This is a genomic window from Erwinia sp. OLFS4, from assembly GCF_002752165.1.
Lineage (GTDB): Bacteria > Pseudomonadota > Gammaproteobacteria > Enterobacterales > Enterobacteriaceae > Izhakiella.
On the sequence record NZ_MOMB01000052.1, the window covers coordinates 38,741 to 64,682 of the forward strand.

Consider the following 25,942-nt stretch of genomic DNA (forward strand, 5'->3'; position numbering starts at 1 on the left):
GTATGTCCGAGCAGTTTCTTTATTTTATTCAGCAGATGTTTAATGGCGTGACCTTAGGCAGCACTTATGCGCTGATCGCCATTGGCTACACCATGGTTTATGGCATTATCGGCATGATCAACTTCGCCCACGGCGAGGTGTATATGATTGGTAGCTATGTGTCATTTATCGTTATTGCGGCACTAATGATGATGGGGATTGATATCGGCTGGCTGTTGATTACTGCCGCCTTCATCATGGCTATTATTATTGCCAGTGCCTATGGCTGGAGTATCGAACGGGTGGCTTATAAGCCGGTGCGTTCATCCAAACGCCTGATTGCCCTTATTTCGGCCATTGGCATGTCGGTTTTTTTACAGAACTATGTCAGCCTGACACAAGGCTCGCGTGACCTGGCGCTGCCCGGTCTGATTAGCGGCCAATGGATACTGGGTGAAAGCAACGGTTTTGCCGCGACGCTCTCTACTATGCAGCTGGTTATCTGGCTGGTGACCCTGACAGCCATGCTGGCACTGACGCTGTTTATCCGCTATTCACGCATGGGACGGGCCTGCCGCGCCTGTGCGGAAGATCTGAAAATGGCCAGCCTGCTGGGCATTAATACCGACCGTGTGATTTCTCTGACGTTTGTTATTGGCGCGGCGATGGCTGCGGTTGCCGGCGTGCTGTTAGGCCAGTTTTATGGCTCGATTAACCCCTTTATTGGTTTTATGGCCGGAATGAAAGCTTTTACCGCCGCGGTGCTGGGGGGAATTGGCAGTATTCCCGGCGCGATGATTGGCGGGCTGGTACTGGGTATTGCCGAAGCACTTACCAGCGCTTATCTGAGTACCGAATATAAAGATGTGGTCTCTTTCGCCCTGCTGATTGTGGTGTTGCTGGTGATGCCGACTGGCATTCTCGGTCGACCGGAGGTGGAGAAAGTATGAAACACGTCAATCTGGTCAACGCGCTGATTTCATCGCTGGTATTGCTGGTCTTAGCGACTTTTTTTATGGGAATGCGTCTTGACCTCGACGGAACCAGGCTGGTGGTGGTTAACGCCGGTTCACTGCGCTGGAACTGGATTTTTATCGCCTGTGGGGTGGTATTTCTGTTTCAGCTGCTGCGCCCATTGTTTCAGGGCGTGCTGAAACGCAGCGGCAAAGGCCTGGTATTACCGGGTTTTGACGGTTCAACCGGCAGACAAAAACTGCTGATGGCGCTGGTTATTCTGGCTGCGGTGGTCTGGCCATTTCTGGTCTCGCGTGGCACGGTGGATATAGCCACCCTGACGCTGATTTACGTCATGCTTGGGCTGGGACTGAACGTCGTGGTAGGGCTTTCCGGACTACTGGTGCTGGGTTATGGCGGTTTTTATGCCATCGGCGCCTATACCTTTGCCTTACTCAATCACTACTTCGGGCTTGGCTTCTGGCAGTGCCTGCCGCTGGCGGGACTGCTATCGGCATTATTTGGCCTGTTGCTGGGGTATCCGGTGCTGCGTCTGCGTGGCGACTATCTGGCAATTGTCACCCTGGGGTTTGGTGAAATTGTCCGTATCTTGCTGCTAAATAATACAGCGCTAACCGGTGGGCCGAATGGGATCGCGCAGATCCCCAAACCTACCCTGTTCGGTCTTGAGTTCGGGCGCCGGGTAAGTGAAGGGGGCTGGGGCACGTTTCATGAATTTTTTGGCCTGAAGTACGATCCGGCCGATCGGGTCATTTTTCTTTATCTGGTCGCGCTGTTGTTGGTGGTGCTGACGCTGTTTGTTATTAACCGGTTGCTGCGAATGCCGTTAGGGCGGGCATGGGAAGCGCTGCGTGAGGATGAAATTGCCTGCCGTTCCCTCGGGCTGAGCCCGACGCGTATTAAGCTAACTGCTTTTACCATCAGTGCCGCTTTTGCCGGTTTTGCCGGCACTTTGTTTGCTGCTCGTCAGGGCTTCGTCAGTCCGGAGTCCTTTACTTTTGTCGAATCGGCATTTGTGCTGGCGATTGTGGTGCTGGGGGGAATGGGCTCGCAGCTGGCGGTGATCCTGGCGGCAATACTGCTGGTGGTCTCGCGTGAGCTAATGCGTGATCTTAACGAATACAGCATGCTGGTTCTTGGCGCACTGATGGTCCTGATGATGATCTGGCGTCCGCAGGGGCTGCTGCCGATGAAGCGCCCACAGCTTAAGCTGAAATCAGGCAGCGGGGGAGAGCAGGCATGAATCAGCCTTTATTAGCGGTAGAGGGATTAATGATGCGTTTTGGCGGCCTTCTGGCGGTTAATAACGTAGCACTTGAGCTTTATCCGCAGGAAATTGTGTCGCTGATAGGACCGAACGGTGCCGGGAAAACCACGGTATTTAACTGCCTGACCGGTTTCTATAAGCCGAGTGGTGGCACGATTAAATTACGCGATCAGCAGCTGGCAGGACTGCCAGGACAAAAAATTGCCCGTATGGGCATCGTGCGTACCTTTCAGCATGTACGTTTATTTCGTGAAATGACGGTGATTGAAAACCTTCTGGTTGCCCAGCATCAGCATCTGAAAAGCGGCGTGTTTTCCGGTCTGCTTAAAACCATGGCTTTTCGTAAAGCAGAGAGTGAAGCATTAGATCGGGCAGCCGGCTGGCTGACGCGCGTTGGCCTGCTGGATATGGCTAATCGTCAGGCGGGTAACCTCGCCTATGGTCAGCAACGCCGACTGGAAATTGCCCGTTGTATGGTGACTCAGCCGGATATCCTGATGCTGGACGAACCGGCAGCGGGCCTTAACCCGCGCGAAACTCACGAACTCGATCGGCTGATCGCCGGGTTGCGCGACCAGGATAACGTCACGGTGTTACTGATAGAACATGATATGAAGCTGGTTATGGGCATCTCCGATCGTATTTACGTGGTAAATCAGGGGACGCCACTGGCGCAGGGAACGCCGGAAGAAATCCGTCACCATCCGGATGTTATCCGCGCATATCTGGGAGAGGTATAATATGGCTGAGCCACTCTTAACGCTGACCGATGTTAGCGCACATTACGGGCCTGTTCAGGCTTTACATGGCGTCAGTCTGCATATTCAGCAAGGCGAAATTGTCACGCTGATTGGCGCGAACGGCGCCGGCAAAACCACGCTGCTGGGAACGCTGTGCGGTGAGCCACGCGCCAGTAGTGGCACCATTATTTTTGATGGTAAAACCATTACTGACTGGCAGACCGCGCGCATTATGCGGGAGGCGATTGCCATTGTTCCTGAAGGCCGGCGGGTTTTTGCACGTATGACGGTGGAAGAAAATCTGGCAATGGGGGGATTTTTTGCCAGCCGGCAGGTTTATCAGCAGCGTATCCATCAGGTTTACGCCTTGTTTCCTCGTCTCGAAGAGCGCCGCACGCAGCGAGCAGGCACCATGTCAGGGGGGGAACAACAGATGCTGGCCATTGGCCGGGCGCTGATGAGCCAGCCACGGCTGTTATTGCTGGATGAACCTTCACTGGGACTGGCCCCCATTATTATTCAGCAAATTTTTGAGACCATTGAACAACTACGCCAGGCCGGCATGACGATATTCCTCGTGGAACAAAACGCAAACCAGGCGTTAAAGCTGGCAGATCGCGGCTACGTGCTGGAAAACGGGCGGCTGGTTCTTGAGGATAGCGGCGAGGCGTTACTGGCAAATGAAGCAGTACGCAGTGCATATTTAGGTGCCTGACCCGGTTTCCGGGCCAGTTTTTCTTCTGCGGATGGCGGCGGGTCTGATTACCGGCCCCGCCGTTTTTTTTTCTGTACCCGGTCTGTTTATCCTCCTGCGCCTGAAAAGCTGGCGCAGGACGGCATCTCAGAATATTAATTCTGTCACATTTTTGTAATATTTCAGTTATTTAACTGTCATTTTTGCGTGTCATGTTACTTCGCGAACAAAAAATGCGTGTTCTAATTCGTTTTTTCGCGCTTACCAATAAAATGGCACAGGAACCGGATATGTCATCGTTTACTTTGCGTCATACCACGCTCGGCGTCATGCTGGGTCTGGCAGTTAGCAGTAACGTTTTTGCCGCCACGGAAATTCCTTTCTGGCATTCAATGGAAGGCGAGCTGGGAGTTGAAGTCGACTCTCTGGCAAAGCGCTTCAATGAATCCCATCCCGATTACAAAGTGGTGCCGGTCTACAAAGGCAACTATGAACAAAGCCTGGCCGCCGGTATTGCTGCAGTACGCACCGGTAAAGCACCGGCTATTTTGCAGGTGTATGAAGTTGGCACGGCAACCATGATGGCTTCTAAAGCCATTGTCCCTGTCTATCAGGTTTTCAAAGATTCTGGCGTTGCTTTTGATGAGAAGCAATTTGTGCCTACCGTTGCAGGTTACTACAGCGATGCCGAAGGCCGCCTGATTTCCCAGCCATTCAACAGCTCCACACCGGTGCTGTATTACAACAAAGACGCGTTTAAAAAAGCCGGCCTGAATCCGGATGAACCGCCGAAGACATGGCAGGCGCTGGCAAAAGATGCCGCCGCGCTGCGTAAAGCGGGCATGAGCTGCGGCTATGCCAGCGGTTGGCAAGGCTGGATTCAGATTGAAAACTTCAGCGCCTGGCATGGTCTGCCGGTAGCCACCAAAAATAATGGATTCGATGGCAGCGATGCCGAACTGGAATTCAATAAGCCGGTTCAGGTCCGCCATATTCAGATGCTGGAAGAGATGAATAAAAAAGGTGATTTCACCTATTATGGCCGTAAAGATGAACCGACCGCCAAGTTTTATAATGGCGATTGCGGTATCACCACCGCCTCTTCTGGTTCACTGGCCGATATTCGTCAGTACGCTAAATTCAATTTTGGTGTTGGCATGATGCCTTATGATGAGACGGTAAAGAATGCGCCGCAGAATGCAATCATTGGCGGAGCCAGCCTGTGGGTGATGAAAGGGAAAGACGCTACCACCTATAAAGGGGTTGCTGAGTTTATGAAATTCCTGGCACAACCTGAAATTGCCGCCGAATGGCACCAGAAAACCGGTTATCTGCCCATCACCACCGCGGCGTTTGAACTGAGCAAAAAACAGGGCTTTTACGACAAAAATCCGGGAGCGGATACCGCCACCCGGCAGATGCTGAATAAGCCACCGTTGCCTTATACGAAAGGTATGCGTCTGGGGAATATGCCGCAGATCCGCACCGTTGTTGATGAAGAGCTGGAAGGTGTCTGGACCGGTAAACAGTCACCGCAAGCGGCACTGGATAACGCGGTAAAACGCGGTAATCAGCTGCTGCGTCGCTTCGAACAGCAGGTTAAATAACCCGGCTAAATCGCTGTGACTCATCCGGTGCCGCTGGCACCGGTTGTTTCCGGTTACTGTTTTTCATTGCTACAGAGCTCGTTATGTCATCATTCCGTCCCGGATTTCGTACCAGTCCGCTTCCTTACCTTCTGGTGCTACCACAGTTACTGATCACGGCGATTTTTTTTATCTGGCCGGCGGGTGAAGCGCTGTGGTACTCGTTACAAAGCCTTGATCCGTTCGGTATCTCCAGCACCTTCGTGGGTCTGGATAACTTCAAACATCTTTTTAGCGATAGCTACTACCTCGATTCTTTCTGGACCACGATTGAGTTCAGCGCGTTAGTGACCGTGTTTGGTATGGCATTGTCTTTATTTCTCGCGGCGCTGGTCGATTATGTTGTCCGGCTGAAAAAACTCTATCAGACTTTACTGCTGCTGCCTTATGCGGTCGCGCCGGTTGTCGCTGCGGTATTATGGATGTTTCTGTTTAATCCGGGGCTTGGGCTGTTCAGTCATCTTCTCAATCAGCTTGGCTACAACTGGAACTATGCACAAAACAGCGGCCAGGCGATGTTTTTGATCGTGCTGGCATCGATATGGCAACAAATGAGCTATAACTTTCTGTTTTTCTTTGCTGCCTTGCAGTCTATTCCCCGTTCATTAGTGGAAGCCGCCGCCATTGACGGTGCCGGTCCGGTACGTCGATTTTTCAACCTGTCTCTGCCGTTGATTACGCCGGTTAGCTTCTTCCTGCTGGTTATTAATCTGGTGTATGCCTTTTTCGATACCTTTCCGGTTATTGATGCCGCCACTGGTGGCGGACCGGTTCAGGCAACCACCACGCTCATCTACAAAATATACCGGGAAGGTTTTGCCGGGCTCGATCTTTCCACTTCGGCGGCGCAGTCTGTGGTGCTGATGTTGCTGGTTATTGGCCTGACGGTACTTCAGTTTCGCTTTATTGAGCGTAAGGTTCGTTACCAATGATAGAAAACCGACGCGGGCTGGATATTTTCAGCCACACCCTGCTTGTTCTCGGGGTGTTGACGATTTTGTTTCCCTTGTATGTGGCGTTTGTGGCGGCGACGCTGGATGGCCATGAGGTCTACAACGTGCCAATGACGCTGATACCCGGTAATCATTTATGGCAAAACGTTTCACATATCTGGACCCATGGCGTTAACGGCAGCGGGCCGGCATTCAGTCTGATGATGTTCAACAGCCTGGTGATGGCGCTGGGTATAACGTTTGGCAAAATAGTGGTATCAATACTTTCTGCTTTTGCGCTGGTCTGGTTTCGCTTCCCGCTGCGTACGCTGTTTTTCTGGCTGATTTTTATTACCCTGATGCTACCGGTGGAGGTTCGTATTTTCCCGACGGTTGAGGTCATTTCCAGTCTGCATATGCTGGACAGTTACAGCGGTCTGACCCTGCCATTAATGGCTTCTGCCACCGCCACCTTCCTGTTTCGTCAGTTTTTTATGTCACTGCCGGATGAATTACTGGAAGCGGCGCGCATTGATGGCGCCGGCCCGCTACGTTTTTTCTGGGATATTGTGTTACCGCTGTCAAAAACTAATCTGGCCGCGCTGTTTGTGATCACCTTTATTTACGGCTGGAACCAGTATCTCTGGCCGTTGCTTATCATTAACGATGCCGGTTTAAGCACCGCCGTTGCCGGTATTAAAAGCATGATCTCCACCAGCGGTTCGCCGACACAGTGGAATGAGGTAATGGCGGCAATGTTGCTGACCTTAATACCGCCGGTGATTGTTGTATATGTAATGCAGCGTGCCTTCGTACGTGGTCTGGTAGAGAGCGAGAAATAATATGGCAGTGGTTAAACTTCAGGCGGTAACGAAGTCCTACGATGGCAAAACCCCGGTTATTCATCCACTGGATGTCACCATTGAACAGGGCGAGTTTATGGTGATGGTGGGTCCGTCTGGCTGTGGTAAATCAACCTTGCTGCGTATGGTCGCGGGTCTGGAGCGTGTGAGTAGTGGCGATATTTATATCGACGCGACCCGGGTGACTGAACTGGAACCGAAAGATCGTGGTATTGCTATGGTATTTCAGAACTATGCACTTTATCCACATATGACGGTGGAAGAGAACATGGCCTACGGTCTGAAAATTCGTGGTTTGGGTAAAGCGCAAATCGCCAAAAAAGTGCAGGATGCTGCCCGGGCGCTGGAGCTGGAACCTTTGCTAAAACGCCGCCCGCGCGAATTGTCCGGTGGCCAGCGTCAGCGCGTTGCCATGGGGCGGGCAATTGTGCGTGAGCCCGCCGTTTTTTTATTTGATGAACCGCTGTCTAATCTGGATGCTCGCCTGCGGGTGCAAATGCGTCTTGAGCTACAACAGTTGCACCGTCGTCTGCGTACCACCAGTATTTACGTTACCCACGACCAGGTGGAAGCGATGACGCTCGCCCAGCGAGTGATGGTAATGAACAAAGGACGGCTGGAGCAGCTTGGCACTCCGGTGGAGATTTATGAACGCCCGGCAACCCTGTTTGTCGCCAGTTTTATTGGCTCTCCGGCAATGAATTTGCTGGCGGGGGTGGTGAGTGACGACGGCCTGACGCTGCAACTCGGTGAATTCAGTCTGGCATTACCGGAAGCCAAAACGGCCTGGGCGGGGCGTAAGCTCACGGTGGGTATTCGTCCCGAGCATCTGACGGTCAGCAGCGGCGCGCGTGCAACCGTCGCACTGATCGTTGACACTTTAGAAATGCTCGGTGCTGATAATCTGGTGCACGGAAAATGGGGCAACAGTAACGTAGTCGTGCGACTGCCTCATGCCGAGCGGCCTCAACCCGGCAGCACATTGTGGCTGCATTTACCGGCTAAATCACTACACTATTTTGATACTGAAACTGGACAACGGATTGAGTAAATGATGAAAAATGACTGGCCTTATCCGGCTATTGTCGCTCACCGTGGCGGCGGTTCACTGGCGCCGGAAAATACGCTGGCAGCAATCGACAAAGGCGCCGGATTTGGCCATAAAATGATTGAATTTGACGCAAAATTATCACGTGATGGCGAAATATTTCTGCTGCATGATGATACCCTTGAACGCACCAGTAATGGCCGCGGAGTGGCCGGTGAGTTGACGTGGGAAACACTCCGTCTGCTGGATGCGGGGAGCTGGTTTGCTCAGTCGTTTGCTGATGAGCGGCTGCCTTTACTGTCACAGGTTGCCGCACGCTGTCGTGATTATAACATGATGGCCAACATCGAAATTAAACCGACAACGGGACTGGCACGGGAAACCGGCAGCGCGATTGCGCGGGCGGCGCAGGAACTGTGGCAGGGAATGACACCGCCGCTGCTTTCGTCATTTGAATATGATGCGCTTATGGCAGCAAAAGAAGCGGCGCCCGCCCTGGCTCGCGGTTATCTGTTACATGAATGGATTGATGACTGGCAGGAGAAAGCGGCCGAATTACAATGCATTTCTTTGCACTTTAATCATCGTGTACTCAGCCGCGCGCGCGTGGCGGCGATAAAACAGGCTGGTCTGCGGATTCTGGTTTATACCGTCAATGAGGTGGAGCGGGCGCGAACCTTGTTAGCATGGGGAGTCGATGCCATCTGTACCGATCGCATCGACCTGATTGGCCCCAATTTTCGGTAATCACGGATTGTTCTGCGGCGTGGTCTGGTTCCCCGGTTGTAGCTGAATGGTACGTTGCTGCGCCTGGTCACGCTGTTCCTGAATTTTTTGTTGCATCTGCTGCTGTTCCTGCTGCAATTTAAGCTGCTGATTTTGCTGCTGGTTACGCATCTGGTTTTGCATACGCTGGGTGCTGGCATTGTAACCCGGTTTAAACGGTTGATTAGTTTGCAGCGCATTACTGTTATTCAGCATGCTTGCCATTGCGCCAGAAGGTAATACGACCGCCAGAAAAATTAACCATTTCATACTGAGTCCTCCTTGTGATTATCACTTTATTGTAAAACATCCGGCACCATTCTTTTCCAGGAAGGCTCTGGAATAACGTCCAGGGTACTTTTTCTATAATTCCTTTTAAATATCATGGCTTTTGACAATAAACTTTCCTGAAAAAATTGATGAAAAATCTTTGCAATTGCGAATGATAATAGTTACTATTCTCTTCGCCTTCAGGGGATGCCGGAGATCTTTGGTGTTTCTCCTGGTGGCATGACATTGCTCACATTGCTTCCAGTGTTTCTTGGCCAGCCCGGTGCTGGCTTTTTTTTTGGAAATTCTGCGTCAAACTTCTTCGGTAAATTTGAACAGAGGCGTCAATTCTCTCCGCTATCTTATTGCCAGTTGTTACTGCACACTGAAGAAAAAATAGTGTGGAGGCAGCAACATGATTTATTTACGCCAGGCAAACGATCGGGGTCATGCCAATCATGGCTGGCTTGATAGCTGGCATACCTTCTCCTTTGCCAATTACTACGATCCTGACTTTATGGGTTTTTCAGCCCTGCGGGTGATTAATGAAGACGTTATTGCGCCAGGCCAGGGCTTTGGTACCCATCCGCACAAAGACATGGAGATTCTGACCTACGTGCTGTCTGGCACCATTGAGCATCAGGACAGTATGGGTAATAAAGAGCAGATCCCCGCCGGGGAGTTTCAGATTATGAGTGCCGGCAGCGGCATTCGTCATTCTGAATACAATGCCAGTAGTGAAGAGCCGCTGCATCTGTATCAAATCTGGGTGATTCCGGACAGTGTCGGTATTACACCACGCTATGAACAGCGGCGTTTTGACGATCGTCAGGGACGTCAGCTGGTATTGTCTCCGGATGCCCGTGATGGCTCGCTGAAGGTTTACCAGGATATGACGCTGTCGCGCTGGGTATTGTCTGCAGGTGATCACGATGCGCTCGATCTACAGTCCGATCGGCGTTACTGGCTGCAGGTGGTCAAAGGTGACCTTAGCGTTAACGGAAAGGCGGTGACCACCAGTGATGCCCTGGCTATCTGGGATGAAAGCCACCTGGCGGTCACCGCTGGCAGTGAGGCGGAAGTTTTGTTGTTTGATCTGCCAGCAGTATAACGATTAGCAGGCGCAGGGTTCCCCTGCGCCTGCTGTTATCAGCGCGCGATATATCCCTCATCCCCCGCCGGCGCAATTTTGATACACTCAGTATCAGATTCTTTCATCCAGGCTGATGCTGCAACATGAAAAAGAAAAGGCCGGTTTTACAGGACGTAGCCGATCGCGTTGGTGTTACCAAAATGACGGTCAGCCGTTTTTTACGCAACCCGGATCAGGTTTCGCCGATGCTGCAAAGTCGCATTGCGGTGGCGCTTGATGAGCTGGGTTATATTCCCAATCGCGCTCCTGACATTCTGTCAAATGCCACCAGTCGGGCCATTGGCGTGCTGCTGCCTTCTTTCACAAATCAGGTGTTTGCGGCGGTACTGCGCGGTATTGAAAGCGTTACCGATGCAGCGGGTTATCAGACTATGGTGGCACACTTTGGTTACAGTCCGCAGAAAGAAGAACGGCAGATGCGTTCGTTGCTGGGCTGGAATATTGATGGTCTGATTCTTAGCGAGCGTAGCCATACCCCTGCCAGCCTGCGTATGATTGAAACCGCTGGTATTCCGGTCGTTGAAATGATGGACAGCGTTTCTCCCTGTCTGGATATGGCGGTAGGTTTCAACAATTACGAAGCGGCCCGGCAGATGACGCATGCTATTTTACAGCAGGGTTATCGTTATCCGGTCTATCTGGGAGCGCGCATGGACGAGCGCACGCTGCAAAAACAGCAGGGTTATGAGCGCGCGATGCGGGAAGCAGGTCTTGAACCGCGTAGCCTGATGATGCCGGAAGCGTCAACCTTCTCCGCTGGCGGTACGCTGTTGCGTGAAGCGCAAAGGCGTTATCCTGAAACCGATAGTCTGTTTTGCACCAATGATGACCTGGCGGTAGGCGCCCTGTTTGAATGCCAGCGTCAGGGGCTACAGGTGCCACAGCAGATGGCGATTGCCGGTTTCCATGGACATGATATCTCACGGGTGGTCAATCCGCCGCTGGCGACAGTGATTACGCCGAGAGAAGAGATGGGCAATATGGCTGCCAGCATGCTGCTGGCACGTATTCAGGGCGAGACCGTTGCACGTCAGTCAGTTGATATGGGGTTCACCCTTTCGCCTGGCGGCAGTATCTGAGTGGCTGCCTGCCTGCGGAGAGGCGATTGAGGCGACAAAAAGCCATTTTTATGAGCAAGGTCACAATTTTGAGCTTTTCGCCCTGCGCCTGTTGCCATATCAGGCTGTGATTCGGACAATGTTACCGATAACATTACTGAAGGTTTTCCCGGAGTCGTTATGACAACATCTGCTTGTGCTAATCATGTTTTTGTTCTGATGGGAGTTTCAGGAAGTGGTAAATCCGTGGTTGCCAGCGAAGTGGCCTGGCAGATGAAAGCGGCGTTTGTGGATGGTGATTTTCTGCATCCGCGTGCCAATATTGAAAAAATGTCGCACGGCCACGCCTTAAATGATGATGACCGCCGTCCATGGTTACAGGCCATAAACGATGCGGCCTTTGCAATGCAGCGGACCCATCGCATTTCTCTGATCGTCTGTTCAGCGCTAAAAAAGAATTATCGCGATTTACTGCGCGAAGGTAATGATAATCTCTCCTTTATCTACCTGAAAGGCGATTTTGACACCATTGAAAGTCGTCTGCGGGCGCGTAAAGGGCATTTTTTCAAGCCACAGATGCTGGTTTCCCAGTTTGAAACCCTGCAGGAACCCGGCAGTGATGAACCGGACGTGCTGGTAGTCGACATTAATCATCCACTGGATGAGGTGGTGGCGAATACTATTGGTACTATTAATAATCAAATGAGTTAGTGCTTACTGACTTTTCGCTGCTCTGTCTGGGGTTCACTGACGCCAGACAGTTGCATCGCTAATGCGTTAGCGCCAGGCCGCGCGCTTGTTTGTGCAGATATCCTGCCTTTGTTGTTTTTATTTCCCTCCACCGGCGTACCGCCCGGCTGTTACTTCGGTGTCTGTTGCTTGCCTGTCAATTATTTCGCGACCAAATCCGTAAAGCAGGCGTGTGACACAATGGCTTTCTGATAAAGTAAAATTCTGTAACGACGTAGTGGCCGGCGCCTTTTCGCAGTATATTGCGCATTTGTTACGTCAATCAGGACCGGGTAGCATGGGGATAAGGTAATCTGTATGGGCGATAAAATGATGAATAAAGATAATAACTTACCCTGGCATTTAGCAGAGTGTGTGATGTCAGGGCCACCGGAATGAACCAGCAAACGTCCCCGCATGATTCCAGCTTTGCGCTTCAGCCTGAAGACATTGCGCGTGAAGAAGAGTGGTTTTTTGCCGTCGTTAGCGGTGAGACAACTTCAGCAGTGGCGCCAGTTTGTTTTCGTTTGCTGGCAGCCAACGCCATTTATGATGCCATTGCCGGCGTGGCAGAAGCTTTTCGCAGCCAGCGCTGGGTATCACAGATTGCCAGCGAGCAGGCGTTTGCCCCTCGTGACGAGTATGACGAGCCTTTTCAGGCCGCGTTTGCAAAGATTGTCGACGCCAGCCAGCGGCTGGTGGTGGGTATTCAGCTGATGCCAACTTTTCTGGTATTGATGCCGGCGTTCAGTGATGAGGAAACGGCGCGTATCCGGCAGCATCAGCAGGCTCTGCAAAATGAAGCCGCGTTGCAACAGTCTCATCCGGGTGGCGAAGCGATCGCCCATTACCTGCGTCGACAGAGTGACATTATTGGCCTTCATCTGGCGGATAATTATTATCGCCATCATCATGAAATGAAAGCGATTAAAAGTTTTATCAGTGCGGGCGGAACGCTGGAATGGTTCGCAGCCGCGAATAAAAGCGCGCTTAATTAAACGCCGGCCTCTCCAGCATCGCCAGTTTTTCCCGCATCTTCTCAACCAGTTGCTCAACCACCATACTGCGCCCGTGCTGTGGCGGAAAAATCGCCAGCCATGCCACTTCAATCAATGGCTCAAAGGGTTTCATGACTATTTCCGATGGGCTGGTTTTCGCGGTGACAATATCGACCACGGCAATGCCCAGTCCGGCAGCGGCCAGGTTACAGCACTGAACCAGTGACGTTTCTATCGGACTAAACAGGGTTAAATCTGCCTCGCTATGCAGCTGAGCCAGGCGTTCGCGCATTACCGTTTTACGTCCCGGCAGGATAGCGCGGTACCTTGTCAGGTCCTGCAAGGTAATTTTGGGCTGCTGACTCAGCGGGTGATCGATCGCCATCACCGCGACAGCCTGGCTTACCCCCAGCAAATCGGCGCGCAAACCTTTCAGCGTCGGGCGACCATAGATAAAGCCGACGTCGTATTGGTTACTGAGCACCATATCAATAATGGACGTGGTACTTTCCACATCCATAAACAGTGACAGTTCAGGATTGTTACGTAGCAGAGACGGTAAAATCGATTCGGTACAAAGCGCAGAAAGCGCAGAAACCGCACCGACGCGCAATACGCTGTTTCGCGACTGACGGATGTCATCGGCAATACGGGCAATATGGTCGAGGCCAAGATAAATGCGCTCAACTTCGCGAAACAGCTTTAGCGCTTCTTCGCGTGGCTCAAGGCCTCGGCCATCGCGATCAAACAGCTTAAGGTTGAGTGCATATTCAAAATCTTTGATCAGCCTGCTGACCGCAGGTTGGGTAATATTCATCATATTGGCCGCCTGCGTAATGCCGCCGGTCAGAATGACTTTGTGAAACGCTTCTACCTGCCTTGGATTGATTCGGCTCATGCCCGCCCAACTTAAATATAATGTTTACTTATGAAAAGAATACAAAATACAATTTTTCATCCAGATTATCACCTCCTAGACTGAAAACGTCACTGCTCTACAAATAACCAGAAACAATGACAACAGAGGCAAATGGAATGCATAAGGCAAAACTGGCCGTTTTTTTTACGTTACTTTTTTCCGGTGCCGGTCTGGCACAAGCGGCCGATCTGACCATTGGTCTGGCTTCATCAACCACGTCAATGGACCCGCAGTTTTATGTCGGCGGCGCAAACAGCGCGATGGCGCGCAATTTGTTTGATGGTCTGGTGAATCAGGATGCCCGGCAAAAAATCACGCCGGCGCTGGCGGTTTCATGGCAGGCGATTAATAAAACGACCTGGCATTTTTCACTGAGGCCGGGGGTTAAGTTTCATGATGGCTCGCCGCTTACCGCCAGCGATGTGGTTGCCAGTATTAAGCGCGTGGCGCTGGCCGCGAAAAGCAGTCCCAGCGCTTATACACCTTATGTTGCTGACATTGCTGAGGTTAAAGCACTTGATTCGATGACGGTTGAAATCGTGACCCGTACGCCAGCGGCGTTGTTGCTAAATAACCTCAGTCGTATTGCCATTATGCCGGCCCGGCTTGAGCATACGCCCAGCAGTACCCTCAATGAGGGGAAAGATGTGATTGGTACCGGCCCCTTCAGGTTTGTGTCCTGGACGCCGGACGATCAGGTCGTACTGGCACGTAATGATGATTACTGGGGTGAGAAAGCGCAGTGGGATAAGGTTATCCTGAAGCTGTATAAAAATAGTAGCGCCAGGGTGGCGGCATTACTTTCTGGTGATGTCGATATGATTGAGGCCGTGCCTTCCGCTGACGGAAAAACCCTTGCTGCTAAAGATACGTTGCGTATGGTCACCGTTCCGGGAAATCGCGTACTGTATTTACATCCGGATCAGGATCGTGAGCGTTCGCCGTTTGCCAAAGGGGCTGATGGTAAGAACCCGCTGCGCAAAGTGGAAGTTCGCCAGGCCCTTTCGCTGGCGATTAATCGCCAGGCGATCGTCGATCGTATTCTCGATGGTCAGGGCATGCCAGCCTCACAGTTGGTGCCCAATGGTTATTTTGGTTACTCACCGGCGGTTGCTGAGGCGAAATACGATCCGCAGCAGGCAAAACAGTTGCTGGCAAAGGCGGGTTACCCGAAAGGTTTTTCGCTAACTTTCCATGCCTCAAATGACCGCTATCCGAATGATGCGCGCATTGCTCAGGCACTGGGACAGATGTTCAATCGCGTTGGTATTGATACCAGTGTGGTGACCATGCCGGGCAGCGTCTATTTTTCGCGTGCCGCCAGGCGTGATTTTAGCCTGGTGATGGGCGGCGCGGCAGACGAAACAGGCGAGGCTTCAGGAGTACTTGGCCCGTTACTTGAAACCTTTGGCCCGAATGCCGGCCAGGGAAATCGCGGGCGATACAGTAATCCGCAATTTGACCGGTTACTTAATCAGGCCCGGTCAACGCTGGACGATAATCAGCGTGAAAAGCTGCTACAGCAGGCGACAGATCTTGCGATGCAGCAACAGGGGGTTATTCCTGTTTTGTTTTTCTCTAATAGCTGGGTAATGAAAAAGCAGTATCTCTACCAGGGGCGTTCTGACGGCTATACCTTGCCGTATTACATTCACCCCGCAAAAAAATAAAATCATCATGCACTAAATCAGGCCAACACCAGGGACCTGAACATCCTCTCCGTGCCGCTGCGATTGCAGCGGCACGGAGAAATAAGCCAACACCAGGGCTTTTATCATTAACCACGTCAATATCAGGGTAATTTCTTACAATGAGAGAGAAGCCATGACTTCTTTTAATGGGGTATTTCCGTATCTGGTTTCCCCGGTGATGCCTGATGGTTGCATTAATAAACCGGTGCTGACGGCGCTGGTTAATCATCTTATTGATTGCGGCGTCCAGGGATTGACTGCGTTGGGAAGTACCGGTGAATTTGCCTATCTTAATAATGCTCAGCGCCTGGAGATTGTGCGTACGGTGGTGATGGCCGCCCGCGGACGGGTGCCGGTCATCGCCGGGGTGGCGGCAACCACGGTGCAGGATGCCGAGGCGCAGACCCGGGCGTGTCTTGCTGCCGGCGCTGATGGCATTCTGGCTATTCTGGAAGCCTATTTCCCGCTGAATGATGACGCCATTGAATGCTATTTCCGCGCGATTGCCACCGCCGCCGGCGATAAACCGCTGGTCCTTTATACCAACCCACAGTTTCAGCGGGCCGATCTCAGCCTGCCGCTGATTGAGCGTCTGAGCTATGTTGAAAACATTGCGTATATTAAAGACGCTTCCACTAACACCGGCCGTTTGTTGTCAATTATTGAGCGTACTCGCGGACGCATGCAGGTTTTTTCCGCTTCGGCGCACATTCCGGCCTGCGTAATGCTGATCGGTGGCGTTGGCTGGATGGCGGGGCCGGCCTGTATTGTGCCACAGCAAAGTATTGCGCTGTGGCGTGCTGCCGCTGCCGGTGACTGGCAGAGCGCCATGGCGCTTCAGCGCCCGTTATGGCGGGTTAACGAAATTTTTGCCAAATATTCCATTGCCGCCTGTATTAAAGCCGCGCTGGCGTTACAAGGCTTTGCCGTTGGCGATCCGCTGGCGCCGCAACAGCCGCTCAATACGGCCGCGCGGGATGAAATCGCGGCCGTGCTGCGTGATGTTGGAGCGCTATAATGGCGCGACCGGTGATTATTGATTGCGATCCGGGTATTGATGACGCGATTGCATTACTGACGGCTTTTGTTTCGCCAGAACTGGATATTCTCGGGATTACCACCGTTTGTGGAAACCAGCCGCTGGCTATTACCCAGCGTAATGCCTTGCAGATCGCCGCGCTGGCGGGGTGTGACGATATTGCGGTATTTGCCGGCTGCTGGCGTCCGCTGTTACGTCAGCCTATTTATGGGCAGTTTCATGGTCATAATGGATTAGGTAATCTGGTATTACCGGCACCTGAACGCGATGTCAGCAGTCTTCATGCGGTCAATTTTATCATTGAGAGTTGCCATCGGGCACAGCGGCAGGCCAGGCCGCTGACGCTCTGCTGCCTGGGGCCGTTGACCAACCTCGCCGTCGCGCTGCGTATCGATCCGACTATTAGCAAAGGAATTGAACGAGTGGTGCTGATGGGCGGAGCGTTTCGTGATAACGGTAACCGCACGTTCAGCGCCGAATTTAATATGCTGGCCGATCCTCATGCTGCGCACATCGTTTTTTCTCAGGATTTTGCCATCACCGTGTTGCCGCTGGATGCCACGCATCAGGTGATACTGACACCTGACTATGTCAGCCAGTTTACCCGGCATGCTGGCAGACTGGCCGGACCATTGGGCCAGCTAATGGCATTCTGGGATCGTAATGATGTGGTGCGTTACGGATCGCGTGGTGGCCCTTTACACGATCCCCTGGTGATTGTCTGGCTGCTGGATAATACCTTGTTTAGCAGTCAGCAAGCCCGGGTATTTGTCGAATATGACAGTCCGCAGTTTCTCGGTCATACCCAGGCAGACTGGTACGGCAAGTCTGGTCAGTTGGCCAACGCCAGCGTGGTGACCGGCGTGAACGCCCGCGGGGTATTTGAATTGATGCTGGCAAGAATTGCCCGTTATGGAGAACAATCATGAGCCGCCAGCGTATTATCATCGATACCGATCCTGGCGTTGATGACGCTATTGCTATTCTACTGGCGCTCGCCTCACCAGAGCTGGAGGTGTTGGGGATTACCGCCGTAGCCGGCAACGTTCCGCTGAATGCCACGCTGGCAAATGCGTGTAAAATTGTTGCGCTCTCAGGGCGTTCCGTTCCGGTTTTTGCCGGCGCGCCAGGGCCGTTGATGGGTAAGCAGGTTTATGGGCGTTATGCCCATGTGGGGGCTTTCAGTGATGATCTGATGCCTGCAACCGAACGACAACCACAAGCGGAATCGGCGGTTACGTTTATTGTTCGTCAGGCACGTCAGGCGGTAGAATCCGGTGAATTACTGACGCTGTGTGCTATTGGTCCGATGACCAATCTCGCCCTTGCCCTGGTGCAGGATCCGCTGGTTAGTCAGGGAATTAGCCGGATAGTGACCATGAGCTGTGCGTTTACCGCGCTAGGTCATCGGGTGCCGTGGGCAGAATTTAATGTTTATGCCGACCCTCATGCGGCAGATGTCGTTTTTAACAGCGGCATTCCATTGACGGTGATGCCACTGGATATGACGTTTCAGGCATTGGTCACTCGCGATCATATTCAGGATTTTGAGCAGCGGGGTGGTGCGGCTGGCCGCGCCGTTGCCGCCCTGTTACGGCGTTTCGATCGCAGCGATATAAAACGCTACGGGCGCGAAGGTGGGCCGGTGCATGATGCGACCACCATAGCCTGGTTACTGGCACCACAACTTTTTTCCGGCGTGCAGTCACGGATAGGTGTTGCTACTTCCGGACCGACTGCCGGTTATACCTGGGCAGATTTTCACTGTAAGCAGCAAGAGCCACCCAACGCCGATGTGATGCAGACCATCGACGAGTCCGGTTTTCTCGATCTGCTGTCACAGCGGCTGGCCGTTTATGGTGGTAGCGAAACTTAACAGGAGAGAGGGATGCTGGGATTCTTGCTGGGGCGTATCGGGCAAACCGTGCTGACGTTGTGCGTCATGTCGCTATTAGTGTTTGGCGGCATTCATCTGGTGGGGAATCCTATCGACATGCTGCTGGGTAGCAATGCTACGCCAGCCGATCGGCAGGCTGTCATTCATGCGTTTGGTCTTGATCTGCCAGTCTGGCAACAATACGGGCTGTTTGTTGTCAACCTGCTGCATGGCGATCTTGGCAATTCCTATGTGTTTAATCAGCCTGCGGTTGATCTGATTTTTCAGCGCATGCCCGCCACGCTTGAGCTGGCGTTAGTGGCATTTGTCATTGCGCTGCTGGTGGGGATCCCACTTGGTGTGGTAGCCGGAATGCGTCCTGATGGCTGGATTGCTAAATCTATCATGACTTTCTCCATTCTTGGTTTTAGCCTGCCAACCTTCTGGATTGGTATGATGATGATCATGCTGTTCAGCGTTAAGCTTGGCTGGTTGCCGGCATCGGGACGCGGAAATACCATTGAATTACTTGGTGTGCCGGTCAGCCTGTTTACCGCCGATGGTCTGGTCCATTTGCTGCTGCCCGCCCTCAATCTGGCCTTGTTTAAAATTTCGCTGATTATTCGTCTGACCCGCGCCGGGGTCGTCGAGTGCCTGCAACAGGACTATGTCCGCTTTGCCCGGGCGAAAGGACTATCTGAAGCACGCATTCTCTTTATTCACGTACTGCGTAATACCTTAATTCCTTTAATTACGGTGATTGGCCTTGAATTGGGATCGCTGATCGCGTTTGCCGTGGTGACAGAAACAATTTATGCCTGGCCGGGTATGGGGAAGCTAATTATCGATTCGATTGGCGTGCTCGACAGGCCGGTTATTCTGGCTTATCTGATGATGACGGTTCTGATGTTCAGCCTGATTAATCTGCTGGTGGATGTGTTATATGCCGTCGTTGATCCCCGGGTGCGCCTCAGCGGAGGTAACCCATGAGCGACCAGAGTATTCACGACCCGCGCGGACAAGGGCCGGATTATGGTGCCTGGCAGCGCACCTTGCGAGGATTACTGCGTAACCGGCTGGCGCTAACTGGCATCATTGTACTGGTTGTGATTGTGATTGCCGCCGTGCTGGCACCGTTACTGGCGCCACAAAATCCTTACGACTTATCTCAGCTGGATATTATGGATGGTCGCCTGACGCCGGGTAGTCAGAGTTTGTCTGGGATGACTTACTGGCTGGGTACCGACGATCAGGGACGCGATCTGCTGAGTGCGATTTTATATGGTACCCGTACCAGCCTGCTTGTTGGTGTGGTCAGTGCGGTGCTGGCGCTGGCAATTGGCATGCTTCTTGGGCTAATCAGTGCCTGGCGCGGCGGCAAAATCGATACGTTAATTATGCGTATTGTCGATATTCAGCTTAGCTTCCCACCCATTCTGATCGCCTTAATTCTGCTGGCATTACTGGGGCAGGGCGTGGATAAAATCATTCTGGCGCTGGTGGTCACACAATGGGCTTACTATGCGCGCACCATTCGCGGTGCCGCTCTGGTGGAACGTCAGCGTAGCTATATGGAAGCCGCGCGTGGAATGGCGTTACCGGTACGGCAAATATTACTGCGTCATTTATTGCCCAACTGCCTGCCGCCGTTAATTGTGGTTGCGACTATGCGCGTTGCTTACGCCATTATGCTGGAGGCAACGCTGTCCTTTCTTGGCATTGGTTTGCCGGTGACAAAACCGTCGCTGGGGCTGCTGATTGCCAATGGCTTTGACTATCTGATGTCCGGAGATTACTGGATCAGCCTGTTTCCTGGCTTAACGCTGCTGTTACTGATTGTGGCGATTAACCTGATTGGCGACGCGCTGCGCGATTTGCTCAATCCCCGTAGTGAGGAGGCGCAACAATGAGTCAGCCGCTGTTGCAGGTAGAAAATCTTACCACCGAATTTCAGGTACAGGGGGGATGGTTACCGGTGGTTCAGGATCTCTCCTTCACGCTTGATCGTGGGGAAACTCTGGCACTGGTTGGTGAATCTGGCTCGGGAAAAAGCGTGACCGCGATGTCACTGATGAGGCTGCTACCGTCTATGCAGAGCCGTATCCGTGGTCGGCTACACTTTGCCGATCGTGATTTGTTAACCTTATCCCCCCGGCAGATGCGATCCATTCGCGGTAATCGTATCGGAATGGTGTTTCAGGAACCCATGACCAGCCTCAATCCGGTGATGAACATTGGCAAACAGATAACCGAAGTGTTGCAGCGTCATCGCGGGATGAATGGCGCTGAGGCAAGAGCTGAAGCGTTGCGTTTGCTGGAACAGGTACGGATACCCGCCGCTCGTTCACGACTGGATGATTATCCACTGAGTTTTTCCGGGGGAATGCGTCAGCGTGTGGTGATTGCTATTGCTCTTGCCTGTCAGCCCGATTTGCTTATTGCCGATGAACCGACGACGGCACTGGATGTGACTATTCAGGCGGGTATCCTGGATTTGCTGAAGACGCTGCAGGCAGAAAATGGCATGGCGATGCTGTTTATTACCCATGATATGGGCGTGGTTGCCGGGATGGCTGACAATACCCTGGTAATGTATCAGGGACGGGCGGTGGAGCAACGCCCTACCCGGGCACTATTTGCAGCGCCACAACATCCCTATAGCCAGCAACTGCTGGCCGCCGTCCCCCGCCTGGGCGCGATGAAAGGTATTGCACAACCGCAGCCTTTTCCACTGCCGGATCCACCTGTTACATCACCCCAGGTTTCTGCCGCCGTGTTATCCCAGGGGCATCCGGTGCTTGAGGTCAACGGCCTGGTACAGCGTTTTGCCGTGCGAAGCGGCTGGTTAAGGCGGGTGACAGGCCAGGTTCATGCGGTAGAAAATGTGTCGTTACGTATTGCTCCCGGAGAAACCTTGTCGCTGGTCGGCGAATCCGGCAGCGGTAAATCAACCACCGGGCGGGCAATCCTGCGTTTCAGTCAGCCGCAAAGCGGAGAAATTATCTTGTGTGGCGAGGATATGCGCGCCGCACAGGCGGCGCAGCTGGCGCAGTTGCGTACCCGGGCGCAAATGATTTTTCAGGACCCTTATGAAAGCCTTAATCCGCGTATGCGGGTCGGTGAGGCGATTGCTGAACCTTTGCTTAGTCATGGTCTGTCTGACAAGTCCCGCGTAGACCAGGACGTGGCGCGTTTGCTGACACGGGTAGGATTACGACCTGATATGGCTTCGCGTTTTCCCCATCAGTTCTCCGGTGGACAGCGCCAGCGTCTTTGTATTGCCCGGGCGCTGGCATTAAAACCGGCATTAATTATTGCTGACGAAGCCGTTTCTGCCCTTGATGTGACGGTTAAAGCACAAATTATTAATTTAATGCTGGAGCTTCAGCGCGATAGCGGGCTGGCTTATTTATTTCTCATGATATGGCGGTCGTCGAACGCATTAGCCACCGGGTGGCGGTAATGTACCAGGGGGAAATCGTTGAAATTGGTTCACGAGCCGATATTTTCGAAAATCCCCAGCATGCTTATACCCGTCGCTTATTGTCAGCGGTCCCGGTGCCTGATCCTACCCAGCCACGGCCTCAGGTTGCGTTAAATGGCGACCTTGCCGGGCCTTTAAAACCTGCCGGTTATCAGCCACCCCAGCGGCAATATCGCCAGATAAGTCAGGATCATTTTGTTCAAATCGTTTGTGAAGGAAAATAAAAAAGCAGCGCATAAGCGCTGCTATAAAACCGGCTGTTAGCGGACAAGCGAAAGAAAGCCTGGACTTTAACCATGACGGTAGTGTGTGCCCGCCATATTCACTTATTTGATCAGGAAATCTTCCAGCTTTTTACCATCGTCGAGAGCCTGTTTAATCACGGCAGGCGTGCGACCCTGGCCTGTCCATGATTTTTCTTCGCCGTTTTCATCTTTGTATTTGTATTTAGCCGGGCGCGGAGCGCGTTTTGCACGAGGTTTAGAAGAAGTGCTATCGCCTGCGGTCAGTTCATTAAGATCAATACCGTCTTCCAGAAGCATCTGGCGATATTTAGCCAGCTTCTCTTCTTTCTGGCGTGCTTCTTCAGCAATTGCGGCTTCGGCCTCACGGCGTTCGCTGACAACAGAGTCAAGTTTTTCCAGCATTTCTTCCAGCTCGGCCAGCGGAAGTTCACGAGCCTGCGCACGGAGAGTTCGGATATTATTTAAAATCTTCAGAGTTTCGCTCATAACACAGTCCGTAGAGTAAAGTTGATTAATCGCTTTAGTGTCATTTCGCGGTTAAGTGTACCGGGAAATGTCTATTTTAAAAATAGTTAATTTAAATAAATTTGTCTATCTGACAAGTGATATGTTACCGAACATTAACTCATTGTTTAAAAATATTGTTTTAGTGAGATGATTCCTGGATGGTTGTTACTGTCAGATATTATATTCAACAAGGTAGCATTATGCTGTTGCTTGCGCTACCTAATTCAAGCCTGGATACGTCATATTGCCAGCAGGCATATTGCGTTCAGTGTAGTCGATTTTCTCAGCACAGGAATGGCATGCGTGAGGCGACGCCAGGCTTTAAATAGTCAATGAATAGTACGACGGATAACGGCTGTCTAATTATTCTCTGGTTTTGTCTGGTCAATAGTATGCAGCAAGCAGAAGCGAGTCAGATAGTTGTATACTATTTATTATCATAATTACCTCTTCATTAAGTAAAAAAAATCAAAAATCATCCCCTGAATGCGGTGTTAAGTCTGTCCGGTGAGGTTAAATTATCCCGCTCATCGCTTATCTGCCGGCCACAGGATAGGTGTTTTTATCACTCTGCTTCAGCAGGCTGGCAATAGATTCGCGTTCTGTAGCAGGCTTAAGACAGGCCAGCCTGCGGTAACCTAATTATAAGCCGTGGACATGTTATCGCTACAATGGCCAGCCAGCGGATATTAGCGTTTCGCATGTTAATGCCTATAATTTATTTGGCGATAACTGCATTGTTGTGGTTTTTTGTCCCATAATGCTTTCCCCGCGTACTTGCCTTTTACAGATAAGGCAACATGCTACGTTGCTGCCGGAGATATCCCTGCAATTATTCGTCATTTTTTTGTTTGCAAGTCGTCAGCGTAACGTTAACAAAACAAAGCCCCTCACTGCCGGAATTGTGTTAATTAAATTAGCTTCGTTAAAGGGGCGGGATGGGGTTAAGTCTTATTATCTGTGCTGAACACCGGTAAGTTGCGGTTACTGAGTCAGGATACGATCCTGCCGTTTTTCTACTGATATTTACAGAAAGATAAGAGTAATCCTAATAATTATCGGGTTACGGTTCGGCTGGCACACACAGAAGTTATTAGATTTTGCCGTTGAATGGTGATGGCGAGCATAGCTGATACGTAAAACCACTGCTGCCATCACCACTGTTTATACCCCTGGTATGGGTTTAAATTTTACTACTCAGAAAAAAAGTCCCACCAGACAAACCATACTGGTAGCGACAATACCAATCTCAACCATTTTAGTTCTCCAGATGATACCTGATGCAGGTTAAACCTGCTTATGACGCTGATAGTCAGAGGTTTCAGCGATTGGGCTACTTTACGTGTTTTACCGGCGGGTACTATGAGACTGCTCTGTATAATGTTCTTTTCAGAAAATGCTGTTTGTATGATCATGATATAGAAAGTTTAGCTTCACTGTTTAGCCGCTGAGGAGGATACTGCCTGCAGGTTACGTGAGGATACACCGATGAAAGATATCTTAGGCATGGCCGCTGAATTACGTCAGGCCGTCGGTAAGCTACGGCGCCGGCTCAGGGAAGAGGCCCCTGGTGGCGAGCTGACCTGGTCGCAAATAGCGGTGTTAGGGCATATTGCGCGTAACGGCCCGATGACCGTCACCGATCTGGCGCATGCCGAAGGTATGCGTTCACAGTCAATGGGGGCGATTGTTGCTGCTTTGCAGCTGGCAGGCATGCTGCGTGGAGAGCCAGATCCACAGGATGGACGTAAAACACAGTATCATTGTACTCCGCGTTGTGACGATTTTATTCGCGCTAACCGCGCGTTGCGTGACGACTGGCTGGCAACCACTATTGATCATGAATTGAGCGCCGAAGAGCAGCAGTTGTTACAGGGCGCCATTGGGCTGTTGCAACGCATTGCCGGCAGTACCCGCCCGCGTCAGTGAAGCGATCTCATCCGTTAAATACTTTATCTGCTGCTGGAGTTGTTAATGGCTGATTATACCACGGTGACCACGCGGATAATGCGCTGGCTGGGCCTGATATTGCTTTCTGCTTTACTGATTACCCTGCTTGAACTGATTCATTTACCGGCGGCACTTTTGTTGGGACCGATGGTTGCAGCCATTGTGTTTGCTATCAGCAACCGGCGACTCAGCGTGCCGTCTTTACTGTTTCAGCTGTCACAAGCCGTGGTCGGGGCGATGATTGCCCGGGTGATTCCTGCCTCGATATTGAGTGAGATTGGCCGTCAGTGGCCGATCTTCTTCAGCTGTGTATTTTCGGTGTTAATCATCAGCGCAATGTTTGGCTGGTTACTGGCCCGTTTTCAGGTGCTGCCGGGGTCAACGGCGGTATGGGGTTCTTCGCCCGGCGCGGCAACGGCAATGGTACTGATGGCCGGCAGCTTTGGCGCCGATGTGCGACTGGTAGCATTTATGCAGTATTTGCGGGTCATGATCGTTGCCCTGGTTGCCACGCTGGTGGCGCGTTTCTGGCATCATAGCGAAAGTGCACCGCTGGTTTCAGGTTTTCAGCTGGTTACCCCCATCCACCGCGAGGCATTTGTCCTCACCTTGTTACTGATTGCGATAATGACCTGGTGCGGGCGGCGCTGGAAAATTCCTGCCGGTCCTATGCTGCTCACGCTGCTGGTGGGGAGCGTATTGCAGGATAATCATCTGTTGCAAATTGAACTGCCGCCCTGGTTACTGATGCTGGCTTATGCCGTGGTGGGTTGGAGTATTGGCCTGCGTTTTAGCCGTGATATTTTAAAATATGCAGCGAAAGCATTGCCGCGAATTTTATTATCAATTCTTTGCCTGGTAGTGCTCTGCGGGGGATTTGCCGCACTGTTGGTCTATTTTGCTGGTATTGATCCGCTGACCGCATACCTGGCAACCAGTCCCGGAGGGGCGGATTCGGTTGCTATCATCGCGGCGTCCAGCCAGGTAGATATGCCCTTTGTGATGGCGATGCAAACCGGTCGTTTTATTGTGGTTCTGATTTGTGGCCCGGCGCTGGCCCGGCTGATTGCCCGGCTGGTAGAGCGAAAATCCTGAGGCATCTGAGGTAAAAAAG

At 52.0% G+C, this 25,942-nt stretch carries 24 protein-coding genes and 1 pseudogene; 22 read left to right on the forward strand and 3 right to left on the reverse strand.

The window, feature by feature from the left end; translation table 11 throughout:
- Positions 1-2 precede the first annotated feature (2 nt).
- The 9 genes from livH (at position 3) to ugpQ (ending at position 8,891) form a co-directional block, all read left to right on the forward strand.
- On the forward strand, positions 3-929 hold the full coding sequence (livH, locus tag BL249_RS12385; protein ID WP_099704990.1) for a high-affinity branched-chain amino acid ABC transporter permease LivH: 927 nt from the start codon (positions 3-5) through the stop codon (positions 927-929).
- Entirely contained in the window at positions 926-2,197 is a 1,272-nt protein-coding gene (locus BL249_RS12390; protein WP_099753255.1) for a high-affinity branched-chain amino acid ABC transporter permease LivM, read from the forward strand. The genes livH and BL249_RS12390 overlap by 4 nt, the downstream gene beginning before the upstream one ends.
- The gene (gene livG, locus BL249_RS12395) at positions 2,194-2,961 is read left to right on the forward strand and encodes a high-affinity branched-chain amino acid ABC transporter ATP-binding protein LivG (protein WP_099704992.1); all 768 of its coding nucleotides are present in this window, start codon (positions 2,194-2,196) and stop codon (positions 2,959-2,961) included. The genes BL249_RS12390 and livG overlap by 4 nt, the downstream gene beginning before the upstream one ends.
- 1 nt (position 2,962) lies before the next feature.
- Positions 2,963-3,676: a high-affinity branched-chain amino acid ABC transporter ATP-binding protein LivF gene (gene livF, locus BL249_RS12400; protein ID WP_099704993.1), complete on the forward strand. Its 714-nt coding sequence runs from the start codon at positions 2,963-2,965 to the stop codon at positions 3,674-3,676.
- A 269-nt stretch (positions 3,677-3,945) separates the two neighbouring features.
- A complete protein-coding gene (ugpB, locus tag BL249_RS12405; protein WP_099704994.1) occupies positions 3,946-5,262 on the forward strand; it encodes a sn-glycerol-3-phosphate ABC transporter substrate-binding protein UgpB in 1,317 nt (438 codons plus the stop codon).
- Positions 5,263-5,345: 83 nt separating this feature from the next.
- Positions 5,346-6,233: a sn-glycerol-3-phosphate ABC transporter permease UgpA gene (gene ugpA, locus BL249_RS12410; protein ID WP_099704995.1), complete on the forward strand. Its 888-nt coding sequence runs from the start codon at positions 5,346-5,348 to the stop codon at positions 6,231-6,233.
- Positions 6,230-7,075, forward strand: a complete 846-nt coding sequence (ugpE, locus tag BL249_RS12415) for a sn-glycerol-3-phosphate ABC transporter permease UgpE (RefSeq protein WP_099704996.1) — start codon at positions 6,230-6,232, stop codon at positions 7,073-7,075. Before ugpA ends, ugpE begins: the two co-directional genes overlap by 4 nt.
- 1 nt (position 7,076) lies before the next feature.
- Positions 7,077-8,147 carry a sn-glycerol-3-phosphate import ATP-binding protein UgpC gene (locus BL249_RS12420; RefSeq protein WP_099704997.1) on the forward strand — a complete coding sequence of 357 codons (1,071 nt, stop codon included), beginning with the start codon at positions 7,077-7,079 and terminating at the stop codon, positions 8,145-8,147.
- 3 nt (positions 8,148-8,150) lie between these two features.
- A complete protein-coding gene (gene ugpQ / locus BL249_RS12425; RefSeq protein WP_168174279.1) occupies positions 8,151-8,891 on the forward strand; it encodes a glycerophosphodiester phosphodiesterase in 741 nt (246 codons plus the stop codon).
- On the opposite strand, the gene BL249_RS12430 is transcribed toward ugpQ, so the two are convergent.
- Positions 8,892-9,179 carry a DUF2756 domain-containing protein gene (locus tag BL249_RS12430; protein WP_099704999.1) on the reverse strand — a complete coding sequence of 96 codons (288 nt, stop codon included), beginning with the start codon at positions 9,177-9,179 and terminating at the stop codon, positions 8,892-8,894. It lies immediately after the preceding gene.
- Positions 9,180-9,594: 415 nt separating this feature from the next.
- Here BL249_RS12430 and BL249_RS12435 point away from each other — a divergent pair, with 415 nt between their 5' ends.
- The 4 genes from BL249_RS12435 to BL249_RS12450 all read left to right on the forward strand — a co-directional run bounded on the left by BL249_RS12435 (position 9,595) and on the right by BL249_RS12450 (position 13,117).
- Positions 9,595-10,290 carry a pirin family protein gene (locus BL249_RS12435; protein ID WP_099705000.1) on the forward strand — a complete coding sequence of 232 codons (696 nt, stop codon included), beginning with the start codon at positions 9,595-9,597 and terminating at the stop codon, positions 10,288-10,290.
- A gap of 125 nt (positions 10,291-10,415) precedes the next feature.
- Entirely contained in the window at positions 10,416-11,411 is a 996-nt protein-coding gene (gene gntR, locus BL249_RS12440; protein ID WP_099705001.1) for a gluconate operon transcriptional repressor GntR, read from the forward strand.
- Positions 11,412-11,570: 159 nt separating this feature from the next.
- Complete coding sequence (gntK, locus tag BL249_RS12445) at positions 11,571-12,101, forward strand: gluconokinase (protein ID WP_099705002.1); 531 nt, start codon at positions 11,571-11,573, stop codon at positions 12,099-12,101.
- Positions 12,102-12,514: 413 nt separating this feature from the next.
- A complete protein-coding gene (locus BL249_RS12450; RefSeq protein WP_099705003.1) occupies positions 12,515-13,117 on the forward strand; it encodes a hypothetical protein in 603 nt (200 codons plus the stop codon).
- Here the strand turns inward: BL249_RS12450 and BL249_RS12455 are convergent.
- Positions 13,110-14,015: a LysR family transcriptional regulator gene (locus BL249_RS12455; protein ID WP_099705004.1), complete on the reverse strand. Its 906-nt coding sequence runs from the start codon at positions 14,013-14,015 to the stop codon at positions 13,110-13,112. The two genes, BL249_RS12450 and BL249_RS12455, sit on opposite strands and share 8 nt — an antisense overlap.
- A gap of 137 nt (positions 14,016-14,152) precedes the next feature.
- On the opposite strand from BL249_RS12455, the gene BL249_RS12460 reads away from it, so the two are divergent.
- From BL249_RS12460 to BL249_RS12490, 7 genes and pseudogenes are all read left to right on the forward strand, one after another.
- Positions 14,153-15,706, forward strand: coding sequence for an ABC transporter substrate-binding protein (locus BL249_RS12460; RefSeq protein WP_099705005.1), 1,554 nt, complete (start codon positions 14,153-14,155; stop codon positions 15,704-15,706).
- A 154-nt stretch (positions 15,707-15,860) separates the two neighbouring features.
- Positions 15,861-16,745 (forward strand): dihydrodipicolinate synthase family protein, encoded by an 885-nt coding sequence (locus BL249_RS12465; protein WP_099705006.1) that lies wholly within the window; start codon positions 15,861-15,863, stop codon positions 16,743-16,745.
- Entirely contained in the window at positions 16,742-17,695 is a 954-nt protein-coding gene (locus tag BL249_RS12470; protein WP_199073472.1) for a nucleoside hydrolase, read from the forward strand. Before BL249_RS12465 ends, BL249_RS12470 begins: the two co-directional genes overlap by 4 nt.
- Entirely contained in the window at positions 17,692-18,642 is a 951-nt protein-coding gene (locus BL249_RS12475) for a nucleoside hydrolase (protein WP_099705008.1), read from the forward strand. The genes BL249_RS12470 and BL249_RS12475 overlap by 4 nt, the downstream gene beginning before the upstream one ends.
- A gap of 12 nt (positions 18,643-18,654) precedes the next feature.
- Entirely contained in the window at positions 18,655-19,632 is a 978-nt protein-coding gene (locus BL249_RS12480; protein ID WP_099705009.1) for an ABC transporter permease, read from the forward strand.
- On the forward strand, positions 19,629-20,552 hold the full coding sequence (locus tag BL249_RS12485) for an ABC transporter permease (protein ID WP_099705010.1): 924 nt from the start codon (positions 19,629-19,631) through the stop codon (positions 20,550-20,552). Before BL249_RS12480 ends, BL249_RS12485 begins: the two co-directional genes overlap by 4 nt.
- A pseudogene (locus tag BL249_RS12490) lies at positions 20,549-22,350 on the forward strand (ABC transporter ATP-binding protein). Before BL249_RS12485 ends, BL249_RS12490 begins: the two are co-directional and overlap by 4 nt.
- A gap of 102 nt (positions 22,351-22,452) precedes the next feature.
- Here the strand turns inward: BL249_RS12490 and BL249_RS12495 are convergent.
- Entirely contained in the window at positions 22,453-22,857 is a 405-nt protein-coding gene (locus BL249_RS12495; RefSeq protein ID WP_099705011.1) for an H-NS family histone-like protein, read from the reverse strand.
- Between the two features lie 1,509 nt (positions 22,858-24,366).
- Here BL249_RS12495 and BL249_RS12500 point away from each other — a divergent pair.
- Positions 24,367-24,807, forward strand: a complete 441-nt coding sequence (locus BL249_RS12500) for a MarR family winged helix-turn-helix transcriptional regulator (RefSeq protein ID WP_099705012.1) — start codon at positions 24,367-24,369, stop codon at positions 24,805-24,807.
- Between the two features lie 45 nt (positions 24,808-24,852).
- On the forward strand, positions 24,853-25,923 hold the full coding sequence (locus tag BL249_RS12505; RefSeq protein ID WP_241898885.1) for an AbrB family transcriptional regulator: 1,071 nt from the start codon (positions 24,853-24,855) through the stop codon (positions 25,921-25,923).
- Positions 25,924-25,942 lie beyond the last annotated feature (19 nt).